At 60.7% G+C, this 22,139-nt stretch carries 22 protein-coding genes and 1 pseudogene; 8 read left to right on the plus strand and 15 right to left on the minus strand.

What is annotated here, in order from left to right; genetic code table 11:
* Nucleotides 1-9 precede the first annotated feature (9 nt).
* The 6 genes from ACLRGI_RS07945 to ACLRGI_RS07970 form a co-directional block, all read right to left on the minus strand.
* Entirely contained in the window at nt 10-1,065 is a 1,056-nt protein-coding gene (locus tag ACLRGI_RS07945) for a maleylacetate reductase (protein WP_419201127.1), read from the minus strand.
* Nucleotides 1,062-2,009, minus strand: a complete 948-nt coding sequence (locus ACLRGI_RS07950; protein ID WP_419201128.1) for a dioxygenase family protein — start codon at nt 2,007-2,009, stop codon at nt 1,062-1,064. The genes ACLRGI_RS07945 and ACLRGI_RS07950 overlap by 4 nt, the downstream gene beginning before the upstream one ends.
* Nucleotides 2,010-2,051: 42 nt before the next feature.
* Nucleotides 2,052-2,786: an SDR family NAD(P)-dependent oxidoreductase gene (locus ACLRGI_RS07955; protein WP_419201130.1), complete on the minus strand. Its 735-nt coding sequence runs from the start codon at nt 2,784-2,786 to the stop codon at nt 2,052-2,054.
* A gap of 36 nt (nt 2,787-2,822) precedes the next feature.
* Complete coding sequence (locus ACLRGI_RS07960; RefSeq protein ID WP_419201131.1) at nt 2,823-3,866, minus strand: ABC transporter permease; 1,044 nt, start codon at nt 3,864-3,866, stop codon at nt 2,823-2,825.
* Nucleotides 3,867-3,928: 62 nt separating this feature from the next.
* Nucleotides 3,929-5,458 carry a sugar ABC transporter ATP-binding protein gene (locus ACLRGI_RS07965; protein ID WP_419201132.1) on the minus strand — a complete coding sequence of 510 codons (1,530 nt, stop codon included), beginning with the start codon at nt 5,456-5,458 and terminating at the stop codon, nt 3,929-3,931.
* A 54-nt stretch (nt 5,459-5,512) separates the two neighbouring features.
* Nucleotides 5,513-6,571 (minus strand): sugar ABC transporter substrate-binding protein, encoded by a 1,059-nt coding sequence (locus ACLRGI_RS07970; RefSeq protein ID WP_419201133.1) that lies wholly within the window; start codon nt 6,569-6,571, stop codon nt 5,513-5,515.
* A 389-nt stretch (nt 6,572-6,960) separates the two neighbouring features.
* On the opposite strand from ACLRGI_RS07970, the gene ACLRGI_RS07975 reads away from it, so the two are divergent.
* Nucleotides 6,961-7,707, plus strand: a complete 747-nt coding sequence (locus ACLRGI_RS07975; RefSeq protein ID WP_419201134.1) for a helix-turn-helix domain-containing protein — start codon at nt 6,961-6,963, stop codon at nt 7,705-7,707.
* A gap of 489 nt (nt 7,708-8,196) precedes the next feature.
* On the opposite strand, the gene ACLRGI_RS07980 is transcribed toward ACLRGI_RS07975, so the two are convergent.
* The gene (locus ACLRGI_RS07980) at nt 8,197-8,997 is read right to left on the minus strand and encodes an SDR family NAD(P)-dependent oxidoreductase (protein ID WP_419201135.1); all 801 of its coding nucleotides are present in this window, start codon (nt 8,995-8,997) and stop codon (nt 8,197-8,199) included.
* A gap of 570 nt (nt 8,998-9,567) precedes the next feature.
* Here ACLRGI_RS07980 and ACLRGI_RS07985 point away from each other — a divergent pair.
* The 3 genes from ACLRGI_RS07985 to ACLRGI_RS07995 are packed head-to-tail and all read left to right on the plus strand — an operon-like array spanning nt 9,568 to nt 11,339.
* A complete protein-coding gene (locus tag ACLRGI_RS07985) occupies nt 9,568-9,963 on the plus strand; it encodes a nuclear transport factor 2 family protein (protein WP_419201136.1) in 396 nt (131 codons plus the stop codon).
* Nucleotides 9,964-9,998: 35 nt separating this feature from the next.
* Nucleotides 9,999-11,213, plus strand: a complete 1,215-nt coding sequence (locus ACLRGI_RS07990) for a thiolase family protein (RefSeq protein ID WP_419201137.1) — start codon at nt 9,999-10,001, stop codon at nt 11,211-11,213.
* Between the two features lie 3 nt (nt 11,214-11,216).
* The gene (locus ACLRGI_RS07995; RefSeq protein WP_503409094.1) at nt 11,217-11,339 is read left to right on the plus strand and encodes a hypothetical protein; all 123 of its coding nucleotides are present in this window, start codon (nt 11,217-11,219) and stop codon (nt 11,337-11,339) included.
* Nucleotides 11,340-11,660: 321 nt separating this feature from the next.
* Here the strand turns inward: ACLRGI_RS07995 and ACLRGI_RS08000 are convergent, their stop codons facing one another.
* The 3 genes from ACLRGI_RS08000 to ACLRGI_RS08010 all read right to left on the minus strand — a co-directional run bounded on the left by ACLRGI_RS08000 (nt 11,661) and on the right by ACLRGI_RS08010 (nt 13,389).
* Nucleotides 11,661-12,008 carry an SdpI family protein gene (locus ACLRGI_RS08000; protein WP_419201138.1) on the minus strand — a complete coding sequence of 116 codons (348 nt, stop codon included), beginning with the start codon at nt 12,006-12,008 and terminating at the stop codon, nt 11,661-11,663.
* A gap of 259 nt (nt 12,009-12,267) precedes the next feature.
* On the minus strand, nt 12,268-12,402 hold the full coding sequence (locus ACLRGI_RS08005; protein ID WP_419201139.1) for a hypothetical protein: 135 nt from the start codon (nt 12,400-12,402) through the stop codon (nt 12,268-12,270).
* Between the two features lie 45 nt (nt 12,403-12,447).
* Nucleotides 12,448-13,389 carry a LysR family transcriptional regulator gene (locus ACLRGI_RS08010; protein WP_419201140.1) on the minus strand — a complete coding sequence of 314 codons (942 nt, stop codon included), beginning with the start codon at nt 13,387-13,389 and terminating at the stop codon, nt 12,448-12,450.
* A gap of 120 nt (nt 13,390-13,509) precedes the next feature.
* Between ACLRGI_RS08010 and ACLRGI_RS08015 the strand changes: the two genes are divergently transcribed.
* From ACLRGI_RS08015 to ACLRGI_RS08025, 3 genes are read left to right on the plus strand one after another with little or no spacing between them, the layout of a single operon-like run.
* Nucleotides 13,510-14,502: a DUF1852 domain-containing protein gene (locus tag ACLRGI_RS08015; RefSeq protein WP_419201141.1), complete on the plus strand. Its 993-nt coding sequence runs from the start codon at nt 13,510-13,512 to the stop codon at nt 14,500-14,502.
* A 20-nt stretch (nt 14,503-14,522) separates the two neighbouring features.
* Entirely contained in the window at nt 14,523-15,569 is a 1,047-nt protein-coding gene (locus tag ACLRGI_RS08020; RefSeq protein ID WP_419201142.1) for a methionine synthase, read from the plus strand.
* Nucleotides 15,570-15,571: 2 nt separating this feature from the next.
* Complete coding sequence (locus ACLRGI_RS08025) at nt 15,572-16,144, plus strand: flavin reductase family protein (protein ID WP_419201143.1); 573 nt, start codon at nt 15,572-15,574, stop codon at nt 16,142-16,144.
* 1,020 nt (nt 16,145-17,164) lie between these two features.
* Here ACLRGI_RS08025 and ACLRGI_RS08030 read toward each other — a convergent pair.
* The 5 genes and pseudogenes from ACLRGI_RS08030 to ACLRGI_RS08050 all read right to left on the minus strand — a co-directional run.
* Nucleotides 17,165-17,470, minus strand: a complete 306-nt coding sequence (locus ACLRGI_RS08030) for a helix-turn-helix domain-containing protein (RefSeq protein WP_419201144.1) — start codon at nt 17,468-17,470, stop codon at nt 17,165-17,167.
* On the minus strand, nt 17,470-17,808 hold the full coding sequence (locus tag ACLRGI_RS08035; protein WP_419201145.1) for a type II toxin-antitoxin system RelE/ParE family toxin: 339 nt from the start codon (nt 17,806-17,808) through the stop codon (nt 17,470-17,472). The genes ACLRGI_RS08030 and ACLRGI_RS08035 overlap by 1 nt, the downstream gene beginning before the upstream one ends.
* Nucleotides 17,809-18,339: 531 nt before the next feature.
* Entirely contained in the window at nt 18,340-20,760 is a 2,421-nt protein-coding gene (locus tag ACLRGI_RS08040; protein WP_419201146.1) for a TOTE conflict system archaeo-eukaryotic primase domain-containing protein, read from the minus strand.
* A gap of 93 nt (nt 20,761-20,853) precedes the next feature.
* On the minus strand, nt 20,854-21,201 hold the full coding sequence (locus tag ACLRGI_RS08045; protein WP_419201147.1) for a hypothetical protein: 348 nt from the start codon (nt 21,199-21,201) through the stop codon (nt 20,854-20,856).
* A gap of 268 nt (nt 21,202-21,469) precedes the next feature.
* A pseudogene (locus ACLRGI_RS08050) lies at nt 21,470-21,819 on the minus strand (IS3 family transposase); the annotation flags it as partial.
* 64 nt (nt 21,820-21,883) lie between these two features.
* On the opposite strand from ACLRGI_RS08050, the gene ACLRGI_RS08055 reads away from it, so the two are divergent.
* The coding region (locus ACLRGI_RS08055; RefSeq protein WP_419201153.1) for a hypothetical protein at nt 21,884-22,139 on the plus strand (256 nt) is incomplete at its 3' end.

Below are 22,139 nucleotides of genomic sequence, written 5' to 3' on the forward strand. Positions count from 1 at the left end.
GGCGGGTCTTTAGACGTCGTCGCCGTGGAGGGCGGCTGTCACGAGTGCCCGGATGCCTTCGGGTGTTACTTCCCGCGGGTTCGCGTAAGGGTTCTTGGTGGCGATTTCGACGATTCGGTCGATGTCGGATTCCTTCAGGCCCAGCTCGGCCAAGGATGAGGGTGCGCCCAGGGCAACACTCAGCTTCCGGAAGTGCGCCGCCGGGTTATCCGAACCGGTCGCCCGCTGCAGGGCTGCCATGGCGAGCGGGGCGTGCTGGGCGTTGTAAGCCAAGGCGTAGGGCAGAACCACAGTGTGAGTTTCAGCGTGTGGAAGGTTGAAGGTACCGCCGAGGGTGTGGCACAGCTTGTGGTGCAGGGACATGGTGGTCGCGCCGAGGGTCGCTCCGCAGAGCCAGGCGCCGTAGAGGGCTTCCGAGCGTGCGTCGATGTCGGCCGGGTTCTCGACGATTTTCGGCATCGCTTCGAGCAGGGCCCGGGTTCCGTCCTCGGCCATCAACGAAATGATGGGGGAACCGTCAGGTGCGTAGAGTGCCTCCACTGCGTGGGCGATGGCGTTGAAGCCGCTGGTGACCGACATGGCCGGCGGGAGTGTGAGTGTCAGCTCGGGGTCATAGATGACGCTGGTCGGCAGGACTTTGGGGTCCTTGCCTGTCTTCTTCTCCCCGTCGGCGGTCAGTCCCCATACCGGGGTCATTTCCGAGCCGGCATACGTGGTCGGCACTGCAATGATGGGCTGTCCGAACTCGAGGGCGATGGCCTTGCCAAGGCCGGTGGTGGACCCGCCGCCGACAGCGACATATCCGTCAGCTTGGGCTGTGGCAGCGACTTCACGGGCCTTGTGTGCGGATTCGATGGGGACGTGCATTTCAGCTTCAGCGTGCACTCCGGCGCTCAGCTCCCCCAGCTGAGCCGACACTTTCTCGGCCAGATCCGCCTGGAAGGGAGTCGCGAGAACCAGGACCCGTTTGAGTCCGAGGTTGATGACTTCGTCGTTGAGGGAGGCAAGTGAGCCTGCGCCGAAGCGGACGCGCATCGGAAGTGCCTGGTACTGAAAATCCTTCATCGGGTGTTCTCCTGTGCTTCGATAATCCGTGCAGTGGACGGGGACATGACGGCGTTGTGAACGATTTCGGGGTCGATCAGGTCCGGGTGGATGACGATGTCGATCACCGCTTCCATGAATGGTGAGCTGAGCCCGTATCGGGCTGCGTCGGCTTCCGAGGTGTTGGGCACGAATTCGGCGATCAGGCTTTGCTTGACGGCGAAGACGGCGTCGGAATCGATGTAGTCGCTCCCGGCAACGAAGATGTGGGTTGTCAGTTCCCGGAAACCGGGGGCGGTGACAATGAAGTGGATGTGGGCTGGCCTGTTCGGGTGCCGTGATGTGGCGTCCAGCAGGTCCCCTACCGGACCGTCCGTCGGGATGGGGTAGTAGCTGGGAATGACGCTGCGGAAGTAGAACTCTCCGGAGGCGTTGGAGGTGAACAGGCCGCGACCGTTGCCGATGCTCTGGATTCCGGGTTGCTGGACGTCGTAGAAGCCCTTGGTGTTGGCCTGCCAGATGTCGATGGCAGCGCCGGGAACCGGTTCGCCGGTAACGGAGAGGATCCGGCCGCGGACCAGGCACACGTCGCCTTCGCTTTCCGGGGAGGCGTTGTCGCCCAGTTCGCGATGGGGTGAATCGACCATGTGGAAGGGACCAAGAACTGTGGAGTCGGTGGCGTCTGGAGTTTCGGCGTCATTGATCGTTTCCACCATCATGGACACGCCCAGAACGTCGGAGAGGAGGATGAATTCCTGACGGACGGAGTTGCACTTTTGGCCGGTGGCGGTCAGGAAGTTGATGGCCGTTTCCCATTCTTCGATGGTGGGTTCGATCTCCCGTACGAAGTTGTGGAGGTTGGTGGTGAGGCTGGTCAGGATGGTCCGTAAGCGGTCATCGGGGGTGTTGCCGAAACTGTCGATAACGGCGGCAGTCAATGTTCCGGGGCCGAGGTCCGTGCTCATGGTGTTGTTCCTTCCTTGGAGCTGGGGCGGCTTGGCATGTGTTCAGATGCTGGTGAATCCGCCGTCTACAACCAGCTGGGCGCCGGTGATGTAGGACGCTTGGTCCGAGGCGAGATAGATGATGGCGTCAGCGACTTCGCTGGCCTCTCCGGCTCTGTGCATGGGTGTTTTGGCGATCAGGTCATCGGAGATGGCCTGATCCTGGTGTTCGGTCAAGGGGGTGGTGATCAATCCGGGGTGGACAGAGTTCACCCGGATTCCCTGGCCCGCCCACGTGGCGGAGGCGTTCTTGGTCATCATCGTCACGGCGCCTTTGGAGGCCTGGTAAGCAGCGACGCCGGCCGCACCGACCAGCCCCCAGATGGAGGAGACGTTGACGATGGCCCCGATTTTCTGGGCGATCATGGTCGGCGCGACTGCGCGCATTCCGAGGAACACTCCGGTCTGGTTGACAGCTACGATGCGGTGCCAGTCCTGAATATCGATGTCAGTGATCGTGTCGTAGGATCCGACCAGGCCAGCGTTGTTGACCAGCACGTCGATCCGGCCGTGTGCCTGAAGCACTTCGTCGATGAGGGTCCTCCAGCCGCTCTCGTCGGCGACGTCGAGGTGTCGCCAGTGAATGGACTGTTCCGTGTCCTTCTCCGTCGGGGACGCGATGTCGGCTCCGTAGACGACGGCGCCTCGTGCGGCCAGTTCCACGGCGGTGAAGTATCCGATGCCGCTGGCCGCGCCGGTGACGATGGCGACTTTTCCGTCAAAGGATGCTGAACTCACGATGTGCTCCTTGTTTTCCGGGCTGGGCAGGTGCGGTCAGACAACTCGCCGGGTGCGGCGGGATCCTGCCAGGTAGTTGAAGATCAACGCGCTGAGGATGATGAGACCGTAGATGGCCTGGATCCAGAAGGAGGGCACCTGGGACAGGACAAGGATGTTCTGGATGATTCCCAGAAGCAGGACGCCGCTGAGGGCGCCGATCATGGATCCCTTGCCGCCGTTGAGGCTGATGCCACCGATGACGGCCGCCGCGAACACGGTGAAGATGAGGCCATCGCCCTGGTTGGCGGTTACGGAGGCGATGCGTCCGGTGAGCATGAGCCCGGCGAAGGCTGCGATGACGGCGCCGGCGACGAAGACGCCGATGGTCAGGCGCAGGGTCTTGATTCCTGCAGCTCCTGCCGCTGCGTTGTTGCCGCCCATGGCGTAGAGCTTCCGGCCTACCGGGTGGCTGCGCATGAAGATGGCGGCGCCGACCAGGAAGATAACGAAGAGCCAGATCTGGATGGAGATGCCGAACCATTTGGTGTTGCCGAGGGCGAGGAATTCGGCGGGAAGGCCGGAGAGGGTTTTGCCGCCTGACAGGCCCATTGTCAGACCGCGGAGCAAGGTCAGCATGGCGAGGGTGACGATAAAAGCATTGAGCTTGAGTTTGCCGACGAGGAAACCGTTCATGAGACCGATGACGATGCTCATGATGAACATGATCGCGATCGCCGCCCAGGGCGACCAGCCCCAGCCGGAGCCGCCGCCCGCGGCAGGCAGGACCAGCCAGACGGCGAGCATGGGCGCCAGGCCGACAACAGATTCCAGGGAGAGGTCAAAGTATCCGGAGATCAGGATGATGCTTTCCGCGATCACGACGATGCCCAGCACCGCGGAGGTCACCAGGACGTTGTTCAGGAGGTTGTTTGCCGTCAGGAACTGGGGGGACAGGATTGCTCCGATCACCATGGCCAGAACAATGGCGGGCAACAGTGCAAGTTCACGTGCCCAGCCGGATGAGCGGGCCTGGTCAATGATGTTTAGGGGCCGGCGGTTGGTCGGCGTACCCGCAACGGTTGGGGTATGCGTGGACATGGGAGGTTCTCCTTGGTTCTTTGGCTGGGTAGGCGTTGGCTGCTGGGGTGAAGCGATGGTTTTCATGCTGCTGCCTCCGCGCCCTGGATTGCGCTGACGAGTTCCCATTCTTCGTAGCCGGCGGTAAGTTCGGCGTGGATTTCGCCCTTGTACATGACGATCACCCTGTCGCAGATTTCCAGGTCGGTGTCATCAGAGGAGACAACCAGCAGGGACCTCCCGCTGTCGCGCAAGGCTTTGAGGGAGTCGTAGATGGATTCCTTGGCTGTGACGTCCACACCGGCTGTGGGGTGGACGAGGACGAGAGTGTCCGGGTTGGAGGCCAGTGCACGTGCGAGCACGACCTTTTGCTGGTTGCCTCCAGAGAGTTCTTCGACTGCCTGAGTGGGGCCGTCACATTTGATGGCCCAGGCACCGGATAGTTCGGTGAAGCGGTCCCTCCGGCGGCCCGGGTTAATGAGTCCTCCGCGGCCGCGGAGCCGGTCAACGATGGTGAGGGTCGCGTTTTCTTCGACGGATAACTCGGGCACGTAGCCGTTCACATGACGGTCTTCGGGGACGAAGCCGATTCCGGCATTGATCGTTTTGATGACGTTGCCTCGTCCGAGGCTTTGGCCGTTGTGCTCCACAGTGCCCCTGTCGAGCGTGATCTGTCCTGCGATGGCTTGGGCGAGTTGAACGTGACCGGCTCCATCGAGTCCCGTCAAACCCACGCACTCGCCGGCGCGGATTGTCAGGCTGGCGTCCACAACGCGGGTGCCGACCGAAGCTCCGGTTACAGTGAGCCGGGTTTCGCCCAGGAGGTCTTCGCGACTGTTCACGGCGACAGAGTCTTTTTTGGCAGCTGCGGCTTCCTGGTCGGTTACACCAGCCATGACGTTGACGATACGGCTGATGGTCAGATCGGCGGTGTCTGCGGTCAGGACGTCCCGCCCGTCCCGCAGGATGGTCACCGAGTCGCAGACCTTGAAGATCTCTTCCAAGTGGTGTGACACATAAATGACCGTCACTCCGCGCTTTCGGAGACTGTCGATCTGGGCGAACAGCTCGTGGGATGCTCCTTCGTCCAGACCGGCGGTTGGTTCGTCCAGGAGGAGGATCTCCGGTCCGCGGGACAGGGCCCTGCAGACTTCCACGATCTTCTTTTCCAGAGGTTCAAGGTCTTCGACGTTCCGGTCGACAATGCGCTCGTAACCCCAGTCTTTAAGCTGGTCGGTCGCTGCTTTGCGCATCGCGGGCCAGTCCACGCTCCCCCAGCGAGTGCGGGGGTACGCGCCCAGACTGATGTTTTCGGCTACGGTCAGTTCCGGCACGAGGGTGCTTTTCTGGTACACGCAAGCGATGGTGTCCGCGCCGGGTCCTTCGCTGACTTCGCCGTCTGCGCCTTGGATGCGGATGGTTCCGCCATCTGGCGGCACAAGGCCGGTCAGCATGGCAATCAAGGTGGACTTGCCGGCGCCATTCCGGCCGAGGAGGGCCCGGGATTCGCCTGAACGGACGATCAAGTTGGCATCTGTCAGCGCTTTGGTCGAACCGAAAGACCTTCTCAGTCCACGGATTTCGATGGCGTTGTGGGTATTAGCTGTGACCACGATGTCACCCTTTCTCAAATTCAGTCATCCAGGCCCTGCTCGGCCGGGGGGAGGCTACTTCTTGTTGCCCCACAGGTTTGAGTCATCAACATTGTCTTTGGTGATGACCGGCGAGGGCAGCATGTCGGCAAGGTTGCCCTTGTAGTCGACGATTTCGCTGCCGTGCTCGGACGGGCCGACCTTGTATTCCTTGCCGGCGATTGCGTCCTTGAGGTACTGCACGCCGTACTTTCCGTATAGATCCACAGGCTGGGAGATGACGGCGTCCACATGGCCTGAGCGGATGGCGTCCAAGGAACCCTTGGACCCATCGATGGTCACCAACGGAACGTGTCCGGGTTGACCGGCAGGAGCCCACTTGCCCTGGCCTTCCATGACTGTCTGTACACCCGAGAGCATCACGGAGTCGCTGGCCAGGAACACGGCGTCGATCTTGGAGGTGCTTAGAACGGTTTGGGCATTCTCTACGGCCTTCGCGGATTCCCAGTTGGTGTCCTTGCGGATGATTTCAACGTCCGGGAACTTCGAGGTCATGCATTCACTGAAGCCCTTGTTGCGGTCGAAGCCGGAAGTCGTTGACAGGGCCCCGTGAAGTTCCAGGACAGTGCCTTTGCCTCCCGTCAGCTTGCCGATCTGCTCACAAACGCTGGTGCCCATGGCGACGTTGTCGGCGCGGACGTTCATGTAAACCTTGCCTCCGTTGGCAGCGGTGTCGACTGTGACGACAGGGATGTTCGCAGCGTTGGCAGCCTCAATGGCCGGAATGATGGCGTCGCTGTCCCGGGGGATGGTCACCAGACCTTTAACACTTTGGGAGATCAGGGTGTTGATGTCGGTGACTTGCTTGGCCGGGTCACCCTCAGCGTTGGAAGCCGGGAGCATGTTCAAACCGTTTGAGTTGGCTTCAGTCACAACTGAATCCACGAGGCCCGCCGTGAACGGGTTATCGAGTACACCTGCCGAGAAGCCTGCCGTGGGAGCGTCGCCGTTTCCGGATGACGCACCACCGCCGCAGGCGGAGAGCGCCAGGGTGACGCCAGCGAGCACAGCGACACCAGCGTGACGGCGGCTCAGTTTGAATGCGGAGGCGCCTTTGCGTTCCTGCACCATCATTTGCTCCTAATTAGAAGGTAGGTATAAACAGTGGAATTTTGTAGTACCTGAGGGTCGCTGCTCGTCGTCGAGGTCAGCGGTTCCGGGTAGCTTGTCCGACCGGCCTGCGGTAGGTTGCCCCTCGCCAGGCCACCGGTTCATCACCCTTCAAATGTAAAGTGATACAGGGCACAATGTCAAGTAATACAGCACAGTGCACTTTACAGTTGCAATTGCGATCAATGAAAATTCGTCATAACTGGCTCCACATCGTGAAGCGGAGGCACTGCCTTTCCCGAACGGCTACACTTATGTGCACGAGAACTGTACATTTGCGAGGACCAAGCAGTCCGCAGTGGACAGGAACACCTTGGGCGGCGCAGCTCCGGGGCGGATCAGGAAGGGCCAGGATGAGCATTCAGGACGCAGCACCGGTCACCCAAGAGGGGCGCGCCCAGTTGGGCAGCCAGCTGAGGGCCGCCCGGACAAAGGCGAAGATTTCCCTGAGGGAGCTCTCCCGCAGAGTCGGTATTTCCGCCAGCTTTATGTCCCAGGTCGAGTTAGGCCGGGCTGCCCCCTCGATCGGGACTTTGTACACCATCGTCTCGGAGCTGGGACTCTCACTGGATACGTTGATGAGCGGGGAACACCCGGCTGCTGACACCTCGGGCGGCGCCCACAACGGTGTCGTTAAGGAACTGGCCGGCCTCTCTGTTTACAACCCTTCTTCCAGCAGCGTCCTGCCAGGCGTTCAGCGCGCCGGAGACAGGCCGGAGATCAACATGGGTGGCGTTCGGTGGGAACGGCTCACAGAGCGGGCCGACCCGTTGGTGGAATTCCTGCGGGTAACATACGGACCCGGTAGCGAGTCGTGCGCTGCAGATGCTCTGATGCGTCACCCCGGCTGGGAGTACATCCATATCCTCGCCGGGCAGCTCAACGTCCAGGTCGCTTTCGACAGTGACGTCCTTGGTCCGGGAGACAGCATGAACTTCGATTCGAACGTGCCGCACCGGCTGAGCAACACCACCGGTGAGGATTGCATCGCCATCTGGGCTGTCGTAGGACGCCAGGGTTTCGCCCATCCCGTGGATCTGGCCCGGGCCGGACAGGTCACCGAGCTCGGCCATTCCGAGGCCGAGCACTCCCACCCCTGAGCCGTAACTATCCTTCGTGAACCGAAGCCGGTCCGCCCTCCGCGGACAGGTTTCGTTCTGGTTCGGACCAGCTCACCACGCTGTCGGCTGGTACGCGAGCAGCTGCCATGAGGATCGCTGCCTGATCCACACAACTAGTGCCGTGTTACCCAAATACGTCGGTGTCCCCCTAACGGTCAGGTCGGCTTGCATTTCGCCGCTGACGAGCGCTACGTCCCCCAGCACCCTTGATCTGCTCCACCGGATGATCGATCCGGTGCTAGAGGTACACTCCCAGGCGGCATTTCCGGATGTAGCTGGCGAGGTTGTCGCGTTCGCCAGCTGAATGGGCGTAGACGAGTTATTCGTGGCAGAGCGCACCGAAGGCGTCGAAGTCTGAGCGGAGCACCGCCTCGTAGCGGCAGTCCTCAAGGGCAAGGATCTCCTTTCCGTCCGGAGTACTATCCTGCCGCCACTGGCTGTTCCGTCCGGAGCGGGACCGGGCGCAGGTTAGATGAGTCCACGGATACTGCCACCATCAACGCCCCAGACGGAGCCGGTGACAAAGCTGGTAACCGGGCTGCATAACAAGGCGATGATCCGTGCCACCTCCTCCGGCGTGCCCAACCGCTCCAGGGGCAGCTGGCGCAACTTCATCTCATGCTCGACAGCGGCCTGGCGTTCCATTCCGTGAACGGTCGCCAATGTGTCGGCGAACCCTCCGGGCTTGGTCCAGAAAGGGGTCCAGATAGGCCCCGGCGCGACTGCGTTGACCCTGATTTTCGGGCCCTCGGCACGAGCAATGGACTTTGTCAGGGCCAGGACCGCTGCTTTGCTGGCGGCGTAGTCCACGGGCTGGGCTTCGGGCTGCCGCGCCAGGTCGGAAGCATTGTTCACGATGCAAGGAGCCGAAGATTCGCGCAGCGCCGGCAAGGCTGTCCGGATGGTCCGGACGTAGCTCATGAAGTTCAGCTCCATGGTCCGGGCCCAGTCTTCATCACTGATCTCCTCGAAGGTTCGAACAGCTCCAGAGCCAACATTGTTGATCAGAAGGTCCAGGCCGCCGAGTTGGTTGATGGTCTCAGCGACAGCGCTGTGCGTAGCCTCGCCTTGGGTGAAGTCGACGACGACTGGAACTATGCGGCCAGAATTTTCCGATGCCAGTTCCTCCAATTCGCTCAATGCGGACTTGTCGATGTCCAGGGCAGCAACGGTGGCCCCTTCGGCGCTGAGAAGGAGGGCGGTCGCTCGACCGATACCCGTGGCCGCACCGGTGACGATGGCCTTCTTGCCGGTAAGTTCCAGTTCCATGAGGTGTACCTTTCGGTGGTTCTTGATGAGTTGCTGGTTCTAGTGTGCGGAGGAACCTTCGGAACCGGTCCGGAACTGTCCGATTGTTTGGCATGCTCAACGCATGGCGGGGAACTTCTCCGGGGGCCGTTCTCTCCAAGCAGGGCGTGCGCCACGTTGAACTCACTCCGTTGTGTTGGCTCGAGGATGACATTAAGTGATTTAACACACAGGTGTCAAGCCTAAGATTACACGTGCAATCAACTGTAAAGCCCATCAAGGAGCTGTTCGGAATCTGAGGAAACGTTGTTCTCTCCCCCGGAATCCGCGAAATATTGGGGAAAATTCTCCAACTGATGCTCCCGTAAAGAAGACATGAGACTTCAGAAGGGAGCGATCACTGTCCACTAATAGTTGACACTATACCAACGGGGACCTACTTTTGAAGGAGAGGCGAGCCTAAAGGAAATTTTTGGTTGGCCCTACTCACCCAGCCCGGTCGTCGTTGCGAAGGTGCGGCGGTGGATCAGCAGGGCAATTCCGGACTTAGTACTGACTGCAGTCCCCCATACATTAAACAAGGAGCGCTCCGTGGAAACCACCACAGCAGCCGAGAAGACCACGATCGAAGCCCTCGAAGCCAAGCGCTATCGGGCAGTAGTCGACGCCGACTACGACACTTTCGAAGACCTGTGTCATGAGCGACTGGTGTACACCCACTCGCTCGGCGACCGGGACTCCCTCACCAGCTACCTCGAGAAGCTCCGCGCTGGCTTCTACAGGTACCACCGGATCGACCACCCGGTTGAGGACATCATCCTCATCGGCAACACCGCCCTGGTACTGGGACAAATGAACGCTGAACTTACAGTCAACGGGACTTACAAAACCCTTGCCAACAGCGCCCTCGCTGTTTGGATCAAGGAGGACGAAACGTGGAAATTCCTGGCCTACCAGCCGACTCCCCGTAAGCCCGCTGCCGCCTAAGCCGCTGTCCCTATTCACGTCAACGAAGGAAACCCATGAATCAGGCATACGTCTACGACGCCGTGCGTACGCCCTTCGGCAAGTTCGGCTCCGGTCTTGCAGCTGTCCGTCCCGACGACCTCGCCGCGCACATTATTCGTGAGTCCGTTCGCCGGGCGCCGGGGCTGGATGTTGAGCGGATCGACGAGGTGGTGTTCGGCAACGCTAACGGTGCCGGCGAGGAAAACCGCAACGTTACCCGCATGGCCACCCTGCTGGCTGGCCTGCCCGTCTCGATTCCGGGGACCACGGTCAACCGCCTGTGCGGCTCGTCCCTGGATGCAGCGATCATCGCTTCGCGCCAGATCAACGCCGGCGACGCCGACCTCATGCTCGTGGGCGGGGCCGAATCGATGTCCCGTGCTCCGTGGGTGCTGCCGAAGACCTCCAAGCCCTACCCCGCCGGTGACATGACGCTCGCGTCCACCACCCTGGGGTGGCGTCTGGTGAACCCAGCCATGAACAAGGACTGGACCATCTCCAATGGTGAAGCCACCGATCGGTTGCGCGAGAAGTACGGCATCACCCGTGAACGCCAGGACCAGTTCGCTGCGGAGTCGCATAATCTGGCCGACGCCGCGTGGAACGAAGGCTTCTACGACAACCTGGTGGCCCCCGTGCCAGGTTCCGACCTTGTCCGGGATGAGGGCATCCGGGCGGGTTCTTCAGCGGAGAAGCTTGCCGGTTTGAAGACCGTGTTCCGGCCTGAGGGCTCGGGGCCCGACGACGGCACGGTCACCGCTGGGAATTCCTCACCTCTAAATGATGGTGCTTCGGCGGCGTGGATCGGCTCGGAAGCCGCTGCTGGGATGTTGGGCCTGGAGCCCCTGGCCCGCATCGCCGGCCGCGGCGCGCACGGTAACGACCCCCAGTTCTTCGGCTTCGCACCCGTGGAGGCCGCGAACAAGGCCCTCGCGAAGGCGGGCATCGGCTGGGACCAAGTGGGCGCCGTCGAACTCAACGAAGCGTTCGCTGCGCAATCGCTGGCGTGTGTTGACGCTTGGGGTATCGACCCGTCCATCGTGAACCAGCACGGCGGTGCGATCGCGATGGGCCACCCGCTCGGTGCTTCCGGTACCCGCATCCTCGGTACGCTCGCTCGTTCCCTTCAGGCTTCCGGGCAGCGCTGGGGTGTCGCGACGATGTGCATCGGCGTGGGCCAAGGCCTGGCCGTGGTGCTTGAAAACGTCACCGCCGGCGCGACGGCATAAGAAGTGGTTGGTCATGCTAAATTCGTCGACACTGTTGGCGAGGCTGTCGCCGGCGTCAAGGACGGCTCCACGTTGATGATCAGCGGCTTCGGCAACGCCGGGCAGCCGGTCGGACTGACTACGTAGCCGCCCTGCAAGGATTCAGGTTCCGTACTGGCAGAGGTCTTCGCCGACGGTGACCTTGGAGGCGCGCAGTGACCTGCTCGTCGAAACCGGAGACTTGGGCCCGCCTCATCGGCCCCCAAGACAATGCGGAATGCAATCTGCCTTCTTTGTTGAAACTGTCGCGGGGACAGATGCTTGAGCAGATGATATACCGATCGGACCAAGCAGTAGGCATACCATCATTGCCAGGCTGATGTGAAGGTTTCGGTTAGATAAGCCTAAAACACGATATCCCCCAAATATTCCTAAAAAATTCAGTTATAAAGTGATCTCTGCATTTGGTTACTCATCACCCGCAGCAACACGACGAGCCAGAGAATCAGCCTTGTAGTACATCTGCATGAGCAGGACCACCATGATGGCCGTGAACCCCATGCCCGAGAAAAATATCCACGGGGTGCTTGAGTCATCCTTGGGTAGGGCTGCGAATATAACCCACAATGTGGCCACAAATCCGATTAGCATTACGGGAATGGCTTTCAGCGCGCCAAGGGCTGAAGTGTGTGCAGCGTTCCATGCACGTTCAGACGACAAAGTGGCCTTCGAACGGATGCCAAACGTGTAGTTGGGTTTCGAATCACCGGCCTTGACCTGGGACGCCAGCATTTGGAGTAGACCCGCTACTACCAAGAACGCAATCGTGAACATAGTCGTGCTGAAAGCCGCCCCCAAAACGATCCTTCCACTGGTACATACTCGGATAACCGAGGAGTCTTCAGATTAAAATGCCACGTTAACAGCCGCCACAACACTTCGCAAATAGCCTATGCCGATTTGATGCGGCTGCGAGCGGGACTCCGTTATCAGTCCCAGTCACTGCGAAATACGTAACTAACATGTCGGCCGAATTGCGTTTTTTTGGGATTCGAATAGCCCCACCGTGGCGGCCTTACAAGCCCCGCGTGATGTCCCCGGGCTGGTTCGTCGCCACCTGGAACAGGCCGGTTGCCTCGCCGGCGTCCGCCCCGGCGACGGCGACGACGGCGGGCCGGTACGGCACCAGCAACCCGCTCGGCTGAGACAACTACGTCCAATCACTGAAGGGGTAATGACCCGCGCTCACCTGCGGTCAGTCGAGTAGCGCTACCCCGAACTCGGAGACGACGGCCCGCAGTTCCCTAAGGTAGTGCTGTGCTTGGTCGGTGAGGGGGATCGCTGCATGGCCGATCCAGCCGATCTCGATGCGTTCGTCAACGTCGAGCGGGATGGCGACGATCTCCGGGTCGAGCTGCCCGCTGATGATGCCCGTTGAGATCGTGTAGCCGTGGAGCCCGATCATGAGGTTGAAGATCGTGGCACGGTCAGAGACCCGGATCTCCTGCTTACTGGACATGGTGGAGAGAATCTCCTCGGCGAAGTAAAAGGAGTTGTTCGCACCTTGATCGAAGGTCAGTCGCGGCAAACCGGCGAGATCATCGAGGGTCGCACGCTCTTTTGAGGCGAGCGGGTTGTTCCGTGCAACGAATATGTGAGGATCGGCGAGGAAAAGCGGAGTGAAAGCGAGCCCGGATTCCCGGAGCAGCTTGTCGATGACCTTCCGGTTGAAATCGTTCCGGTACAGGATGCCTATCTCGCTGCGCAGCGTCCGGACATCCTCGATGATGTCCCAGGTGCGGGACTCACGGAGCGAGAACTCGTATTCGGCCACATCAGTGGTCTTGACCATCCGGACGAAGGCGTCCACCGCGAACGAGTAGTGCTGCGTTGACACCCCGAGCAGACGTCGCCGCGGCGGCCTGCCAAGGTAGCGCTGCTCGAGGAGAGCGAACTGCTCCACGACCTGCCTCGCGTAGCCGAGGAACTCTACCCCGTCAGCGGTGAGGGTGGCCCCGCGGGCGGAGCGAACCAGGAGCGCACGGCCAACCCGGGCCTCAAGGTCCTTCATCGATGCGGACATTGTCGGCTGCGCTACATAGAGAAGATCGGCAGCGGCGGAGATCGAGCCTTCCGCTGCAACTTCTATGAAGTAGCGGAGCTGCTGCAGGGTCAATCCGCTCGAAATCTGGGCCATAGGAGAATTCTATATCAATGCATAGCAACCACTAGTTACCTGATACCCCTCCTAAAGCTGCACCATGGATACATCACCTTCGGAAAGGCCGTCTCCGGCCCATCAACGGATTGGCAGCACATGGCAGACGACTTCACCTTCAGCATCACCACGACCCCCTTCGACGAGGACTACTCCCCCTCGGAAGGATCGCGGATCACCACGAATTTCGCCAACCTGGCACGCGGCGAGCACCGCCAGGAGAACCTCCGCAACGCCTTGACCATGATTCGGCGCCGCTTCAACGATCTCGCAAGCTGGGACAACCCGGACCGGGACCGTTACACGCTCGAGCTTGAGATCGTTTCCGTGCAGATAGAGTTCACTGCCGAAGGCACGGATCAGAAGTTCCCCCTGTTCGAGGTTCTCGACATCCAGATCGTGGACCAGCTGAACGGGGTCCGCCACCAAGGGATCGTGGGGAACAACTTCTCCTCCTACGTCCGTGACTTTGACTTCAGCGTCGTCCTGCCGGCGGCATCAGCGGAGGCAGGCAAGCCCACCGTTCCCGAGGACTTCGGCGATCTGCACGGCAAACTGTTCCAGCAATTCCTCGATTCGACGGCATGCCAGGAACGTTTCCCGCAGCCGCCAGTGGTGTGCATCAGCGTCTCCACGACCAAGACGTACCGGCGAACGGAGAACCATCACCCCGTCCTGGGCGTCGAGTACCAGCAGGACGAGTTCTCACTGACGGACGCGTACTTCGCAAAGATGGGGCTGCAGGTTCGCTACTTCATGCCACGCGGCAGCGTTGCGCCGCTGGCCTTCTATTTCCGCGGCGATCTGCTCAACGACTACTCCAACCTGCAGCTCATCGGCACGATCAGCACCATGGAGACGTTCCAGAAGATCTACCGCCCGGAGATTTACAACGCGAACTCCGCCGCCGGCGTCGTCTACCAACCGAGCCTTGGAGAGCAGGATTACTCGCGGACCCAGATCGATTACGACCGCGTCGAGCGCAGTCAGCTCGCGGTCATTCAGGCGAAGTACACCGAGGAACACTTCATCACACCCCACAAGGATCTATTGGACCAGTGGACCGCCAAACACCCCGCCCTCGTCAACTGACCCACGGAGAAACGTCAATCATGAACACACTTTTGCCCACCACCGTTGTTGGAAGCCTGCCCAAACCATCGTGGCTCGCACAGCCGGAGACTCTGTGGTCTCCGTGGAAGCTGGAGGGAGATGCGCTGCTCGAGGGCAAGCAGGATGCGCTGCGCATCGCCATCCACGAGCAGAGCCGACGCGGCATCGACATCGTCAGCGACGGCGAGCAAACCCGCCAGCACTTCGTCACCACCTTCATCGAGCATCTGAGCGGGGTCGACTTTGAACAGCGCAAGACCGTGCGCATCCGCGACCGCTACGACGCGAGCGTGCCCACCGTCGTCGGGCCGGTGCGCCGCGAGCGGCCGGTATTCGTCGACGACGCGAAGTTCCTCCGCGCAACCACCGACCGGCCGATCAAATGGACTCTTCCCGGTCCCATGACCATGGTGGACACACTCTTCGATGACCACTACAAGAGCCGCGAGAAGCTGGCCTGGGAGTTCGCTGCGATCCTGAACCAGGAGGCGAAAGAACTCGAGGCGGCCGGCGTGGACATCATCCAGTTCGACGAGCCCGCGTTCAACGTCTTCCTCGATGAGGTCAAGGACTGGGGCGTCGCTGCGCTCGAGCGAGCGGCAGAAGGGCTGCGTGCGGAGACCGCCGTGCACATCTGCTACGGCTACGGGATCAAGGCGAACAACGACTGGAAGGCGACCCTCGGCTCACAGTGGCGTCAGTACGAGGAAACGTTCCCGCTGCTTCAGAGCTCCAGCATCGACATCATCTCGCTCGAATCCCAGAACTCCCACGTGCCCATGGACCTCATCGAGCTCCTCCGCGGCAAGAAAGTCATGCTCGGGGCAATCGACGTCGCAAGCGAAACCATCGAGACCCCGGAGGAAGTTGCTGACACCCTCCGCAATGCCCTGCAGTTCGTCGATGCGGACAAGCTCATCGCCAGCTCCAACTGCGGCATGGCCCCGTTCCCCCGGGACGTCGCACTGGCCAAACTCAGTGCTCTCAGCGCAGGGACGGACATCGTTCGCGAGGAACTCGCCCGCTCCGCCCCCAAGGTGTCCTAACGATGTTCCACGCCTACCCCCCGGACACTTGGCTCGGGAACCCGGAGCAAAGCTTCCCGTCCTCCCTCTCGGCTGACGAATTCAAAGCACTGTTCCGTGGCCACCCAGGCGGTGTCGCCGTCATCACGGCCGATGCCGGCGAAGGACCGGTGGCACTGACAGTATCGTCGGTGGTGTCAGTGAGTGCGGAACCTCCGTTGCTGATTTTCTCGGTCTCGGCACTGTCCTCTGCCTCGGCCGTGCTTTCCCGCGCCGAAACCGTCGTCGTGCACCTGCTGGACGCGCACGACGTCGACCTGGCGAAGTTCGGAGCGACCCCCGGCGCCGACCGCTTCAACCAGACGCACCGCTGGTCAGCCCTTGCAACCGGCGAAGCAGTGTATGACGACGTCCGCGCCTGGGTGCGCTGCGCCGTCATCAACCGCATGGAGGTAGGGACCTCCACCATCATCGCCGTTCACGCCCTGGAGTCCCGCGTGATACGTGACATCGAAGCGGGCGAGCCCGGCGACGCACTGGTCTACCACAACCGCTCATGGCACCGCCTCGGCGAACATTCCAAGCTCGAAAGCTAAGCGCCGCGCCAACAACGCGGGGCGCCAAGGCAAACAACGCTCGACGGCGGGAGGTAACTCCCGCCGTCGTCCGCGTTAACGTGGGAGCGTCCATCGGCTTCCTGCCGGAGCGCTTTCGACAAACCCTTACTGGCACCCCTGCGTATCGTATGTGGGCCCTTATCGGCGAACTGGTCGGCGTCGATATGCTCAGCCGACTAGCGCGTGAACTCCTCGTGCTCCGGCGGCCCTGGCAGGGACAGCAACCTGCGCCGGGATACTCCCCCATTCATTCGTAGTTACGCGTCGACGTTGCCGACCAGACCTCCCCCAAAAGCAATCGATCGACCGTGGCGGCTGAACACTCACGTGCCATGGCCCCGCAGATAGTGCGCCTGCGGGTGCGTCATGTCGCCCGCGCCACTCACCTGCGATGAGTAGATGGAGGCCGACGGAGGGACAAGCCAATGGCCGCAATCAGCCTCATCAAAGCCGATTTAGGTGTGGACAATGTCCACGCATGGGCCACGCCGGGTACAGCATCAGCAACGAGCCAAAACCAAAAACTTTGACACAAGTTCTCGAAGTCATGTTGCGCTCAGACCGTCCATCCATGAAGAGGTGTAGGCCAACCACAACCTACCTGACGAACCAAGAGAGGAACACATAGCCACAGCCCAGAGCGGGCGGAGGGCCAACCAGCCAAGACCCTGAACCCTCTCACCCACAACTTCACAGGCGACCCGCGGCGCCAGGCACACCCCGCGGCCAGCGTCAGAGGGACCTGACCAACCAGATGTACACACGTTAAAGCAAAATCCCCCTCTGCCGAGGGGGTAATGCCGTGCCCGAGGTGAGACTCGAACGGGATTCCGGGCCTTGTCAAGGTTGGGAAGTGGCGGAAACATGCGGAATACGGGCCAGTCCGGCCCCAGTACGCCCCGATCCGAAGCCCGGGTGTGCCATTGTGCACACCCCTATTTTCCCACCTCGCCATACGGGCAAGACGGCTGCATTCGCGGATCGCTCCGTGTCGGTTCGTCAGGCGATCTGGATTCGTTCGTCGCCGAGTTCAACCTCGACACGAAGCCGGCCGCCGAGCGCCTCGACATATTTCCGCAAAGTATCGACCTGGGCACGATCAATGTCGCCGTGTTCGATGCGAGACACCCGGTTTTGACTGACATGCAAACGCCCAGCCAGCTCAACCTGCGTCAGCTCCGAGGCTTCGCGGAGCTCCCGAAGACGGTAGGCCCGGACTTCATCGAGCATGCGTTTCTTGTGGGCATCCACAGCAGTCCGATCCGCCGGACGCTTTGCCAGTAGTTCCTCAATGGACTTCGCCACTATGCCTCTCCTTTCAGAATCCTCAGATGATCGTCGAATAGGTCATCCGCGACCGGAATGTTCGTCTTGTACCACTTGGTCCAGTTACCCGCCTTGTCCCCCGCGACTAGCAGGATCGCCCGCCGCTCCTGATCAAAGGCAAATAGGATTCGCAGTTCCGACCGTCCGCTTGATCCCGGCCGCAGCTCTTTCATGTTCTTATGCCGTGAACGAACCACCGTGTCGACCAATGGACGACCAAGTTGAGGTCCGCGCTCGGCTAGAAGCTCCAATGCAGCAACAATCTGCTCATACGAGTCTTGGTCAAGACCAAACAGCCACGGCTCCACGAGTCCCACGTCAACATTCCACATCGAGCCCATCATACAACTCAGGTGTTCTACAACTCAAATGCTATATTCCGGTCCGCCACTTGTTGGACGTGCAGGATTGACGAGCCGTCACAGGCATGAGGGTTGAGCCCAGGCAGTGCGTCGCCGAGAAAACGACCCGTTAGGCGATGATGTCGTCGTACTCTGGGCGAGGACTCAGGCATCCTCAAGGCGCTTCAGCAGCCCGGCGTTGTGGCTTGAGACAAAGTCCAGGCCCGCGCTGATTTCTTGCCTACGCCGGTGACGCTGGACGTCCGAACCGGCAACTTGACCAAGAAGAACCGACTTGGAGGTGTGCGCCCTGGCAGAAGGCTCACCCGGACGGCGGTCACCGTCTTCTGAAAGACGCAGGTCATGTCCATGTTCGATTGTACTAAGCGAGCGGTATCAGGTAGTTCACGGGTATAGACGCAACCGGCCCGAAGGTGTTCTCTCAGAATACGGTGCCGAAGCGTTGTGGCAACACAGACACCGCCGCCTACGGTCCTGGGGACGATGTCATCTGCTTTTGAGCTTTCGCGGATCGGGGAACCCAAGCGAGACATAGCCCGGAGCCCGCTTGTTAAGGGACGCGGCCAGCACCGGTGTTGATTCGTCGTAATAGTCGTGAATTGTAGCCACCGTTTTCCCTGGGTACGGCCGGATAACCCGACCGACGTACTGGACCAATCTGCCCTTGAACGACACAGGCGCTGCAAGGAACAGCGTATCCAGTTTGGGGCAGTCAAAGCCTTCTCCAATGTATGAGCCGGTGCCCAAGACCAGCAGAGGCTCCGCATCATTCGTGCTGGCAAGAAGGTCGACGGCGGCCTGTCGTTCCTTGCCCTTCATCGCCCCGGTGAAAACCACTGGCTTCAGGCCAGCCGCCTCGAACAGGGACCTCAGGGACTCAAGATGGGCTTTCCACGTAGTTAGTACAAGGATTCGGGAGTTCTGCTCGTAAGCTTCAAGGACGTCGTCGTAAATCTGATGTAGGCGTTCCTCATTGGCGATCAAGTCCTTGTAGATGGCAGAGATCCCGCCCGGTTCACTCGGGTCTGCCGCGCCGTCGTACGCGTACGAGGTCCGGTGCAGTTCCAAAGTCAGCGTCGGTTCGGCAATCTCGTGTGCGTGCGTTGGCAACTGCCGCGGAACAGTCGGGGAAATCGCATGCGAGATTTGGCCGAGCTGGTGATAGATCAGCGAGTCCAACTTGTCCCGCCGGTACGGTGTGGCCGTCAGCCCCAGCCAGCACCGGGCCCGGATCTGGTTCATGACGTGAGTGAACGCTGCCGCCGGGACATGGTGACATTCATCCACGATGACGAAACCATAGCCGGCGGTCAGCTCGGCAACATTTTCCCGCCGTGCCAGCGTAGGCAAAAGCGCGATGTCGACCCGCCCCGTTGTCTTGGCACGGCCACCTCCAATTTGGCCGCACTTCTCGTCCAAGAACTCACGGATGCGGCTGCGCCATTGCTCCGCCAAGGCTTTGCGATCAACCAGAATGAGCGTTGAGACGCCACGAAGTGCCATCGCAGCACACGCCATGACGGTCTTGCCTGTGCCGGGCGGGGCCACCAGGACCCCATGCTCGGCGGCAGTGGCGGCATCGACGGCATCTTGTTGCTCCGCGCGCAGGCGGGCCGAGAACTCGAAGCTGTGGGCCGCACCTTCCACCCGTTGATCATCAATGCGCAACGAGCTACCACACGATCCGACCAGTTCCTTCAAGAAGGGCAACAACCCACGCGGCAGGATGAGGTCTCCCTCAAGCGATTCGTCGTAGTTGCGCAGGTACCGGGGAATATTCCAGGTGGATCGCCGCTGGCGTTGGCGTTCATAGAACTCAGGGTTCGGCATGGAAGCGGCATGCTTGACGGCTGAAATCATGGCTGGTCCAAGATCTGCTGCCTTGATAGTAAGGCGTGATGCGAATGCGACTCGGACGATCAGAGCGGGGCGTGGAACGATCTTGGACGATAGCGGCAGTTCAAGCCGGCGAACCTCTTGTCCCAACTTAACGGCAGGCAGCCTTCCGACATGGGTACGAACTTCCCGCTCCGAAAGCCGATCCAGGCTGGAAAGGTACGCCCATTGGTCCTCATATGGTTCGAGAGTCGTAGTGTCGAGGAACAACGTCGTGCCGTGCTGGCGGCGCTTGCCGTTCAGCGGCAAAGCAATTAAGTTCCCCATACCTTTGCCTGAATGAACGTCCTGGGCAGGAAAGAGCCTGTCATAGCTCGCCAGACTCATACTGCCTCGCAATGCCATCGCCTCGTGGATGAGACCCGTGCCAAGCTGGCGTGCTGCGGACGCCGGCAGAGCTGTGCTGAAGAAGATCCATACATGGGCGCCACGTCCGGATTGGGAAACTTCCAACGCTGCGGGGATACCCCGAAAACGAGCCGCCTTGACGTACGCCAACGCATCCAGCATTGCGGCGCCGCCGTCGAAGTCCGCCGCCACCCACCAACAGGTGTCCTGTTCAGTCAAGGGATAGAGGCCAATGTGCTGCGCCCCGCGCAAATGATCCGCAACAACGAACGGAGTCAGCGGCAGGAAATTGGCACCCGCGATGTTCGCGCCCTTGCGCCAACCACCGGCGACCGCAGGAACCCAGCCGGAGCGGCCGTCCCGCGAGTTTTCCCACCGGACTGCGTAGACGTCACTGCGCGCCCTAAACAAGTCCTGGAACATCCGGACCTTCGCTTCCGGCGACGATTCCATGGATACCGGACCATGGTGCACCACCGAAGGAATTGCTGCCTGGGCCAGGTGTGCTGCCTTTGACTCCACTTCCGTGAGTTCCAAGAGTTTCCGCAGCCTGGCATCATCGAGGCGCAATTCGTCGAGCTCACGACTCAGCGCCCTGTCTGCCGTATTGGAAAGGCCCGGCAACGCAGTTCGGCCACCAGCCTCAGGAGTGTCTTCAATCACGGTTCCATTGTGGTCGGCATAGGCCACCACCCCGAAACTGGGAGAAAGTCATCAAGCTAAGTTGGTCATCGTTTGTGCTTTTGAGAGACTGGTCTACCGACAAGAAAGTCGCGCCCTTGATGACTTGATTCGTTGATTCGTCATCATCGGGGCAAGGCTGATCGTCGAATGGGCGCCCCTCTTGTGCACCGAACAGCTCAGGCCCATTGCTTGTGCAAGCATTCCGTTGCCTGCTTCCGGCTGGGGCTGTGCATCGAAGATGGGTGCGTTGATCATGTGCCCGTCGTGGACGAGCTGAGCCTTGTTCTCGATGATTTGTTCCTGCGACACCATCAGTCCCGTTGGCCTGTCGCGGGTCAGGCGCACGGCCTCGTATTGGCGGTAGACCTCGCCGGCGGCTTCGTGAAACTGGGCATACTCTGCACCGATGTAGAACCTCACGTCAGGGACACGCTTGGCCTAGAGCTCACCGCAAAGACGCTCATCAGTCGTATTGCCCAAGAACTGGAACGCCCGATCGGTGTCGTTGCGGACCCGGTAATCGAGGTAGGTGCAGGTGTGTCAACGGCAAGTTCGAAATGACCGGTGGCGGCAAGTTGGTTTGCCCTGGGGGTCAATCACGAAAGTTGCCGCTTACATAGGTGCTCGAGGTCCCGGAGCCGAAGGGGATCTGACGGTTCAAATCCGGAAACAGGCCCACGTCTCCATAGTGGGTTCCACGACGTTCAGTTCGCTGTGCAGGACCATCCAGTGCAGCGCACCGCGTTCTCCCGTGCGGCGAGGCAACCGAGGACTTCATCCGCGAGTCCATCGAGTAGCCGGCGAGCCTCCAGAATAGACGTCCGTCACCCCGCAGAAGTAGAGGTCGCCCTCTGCGTGGGCGTTCGGTGATGTCCGTGAGTCACAGCTCGTTCAGCGCCGCGGCGGTGCAATCCCGCTCGACCAGATCGTCGTGAGCCGATGGACCCGGCTTCCCGTTCAGGAAACGCTTTTGGAGAACACCGACCCGATGCCGTGGTTCCTACTCAGGCACTGGACTCTGGTCTCGCGCGCCGTGATGTAGGGTCGATCAGTTCGATCTCGCGTGCTACCGAGATGTCTTGGTAAAAGGAAAGGTTTGTAGATGGCTGACGGAACGCCTGGCAATGATGAGTCATTGACCGAGGACCAGGGCAGCTGGCCAAAGCGACGCGACGGACTTCGACATGATCCGAAGACACTGCCGGGTCTTGTTGAGACCCTCGGCCATCTGGAACGGTTGCTGTCATTCAATTTGCAGTCGATGGCCACATGCACGCCGATGCTCAATTTCTCTACGAGCTTTCACGATCTCCGACGAATGCGTGAGGAAGTTACTGTGGTTGGGTCCCCGGGTAGAA

Source organism: Paenarthrobacter sp. PPS72 (assembly GCF_048537125.1).
Taxonomy (GTDB): Bacteria; Actinomycetota; Actinomycetes; order Actinomycetales; family Micrococcaceae; genus Arthrobacter; species Arthrobacter nitroguajacolicus_E.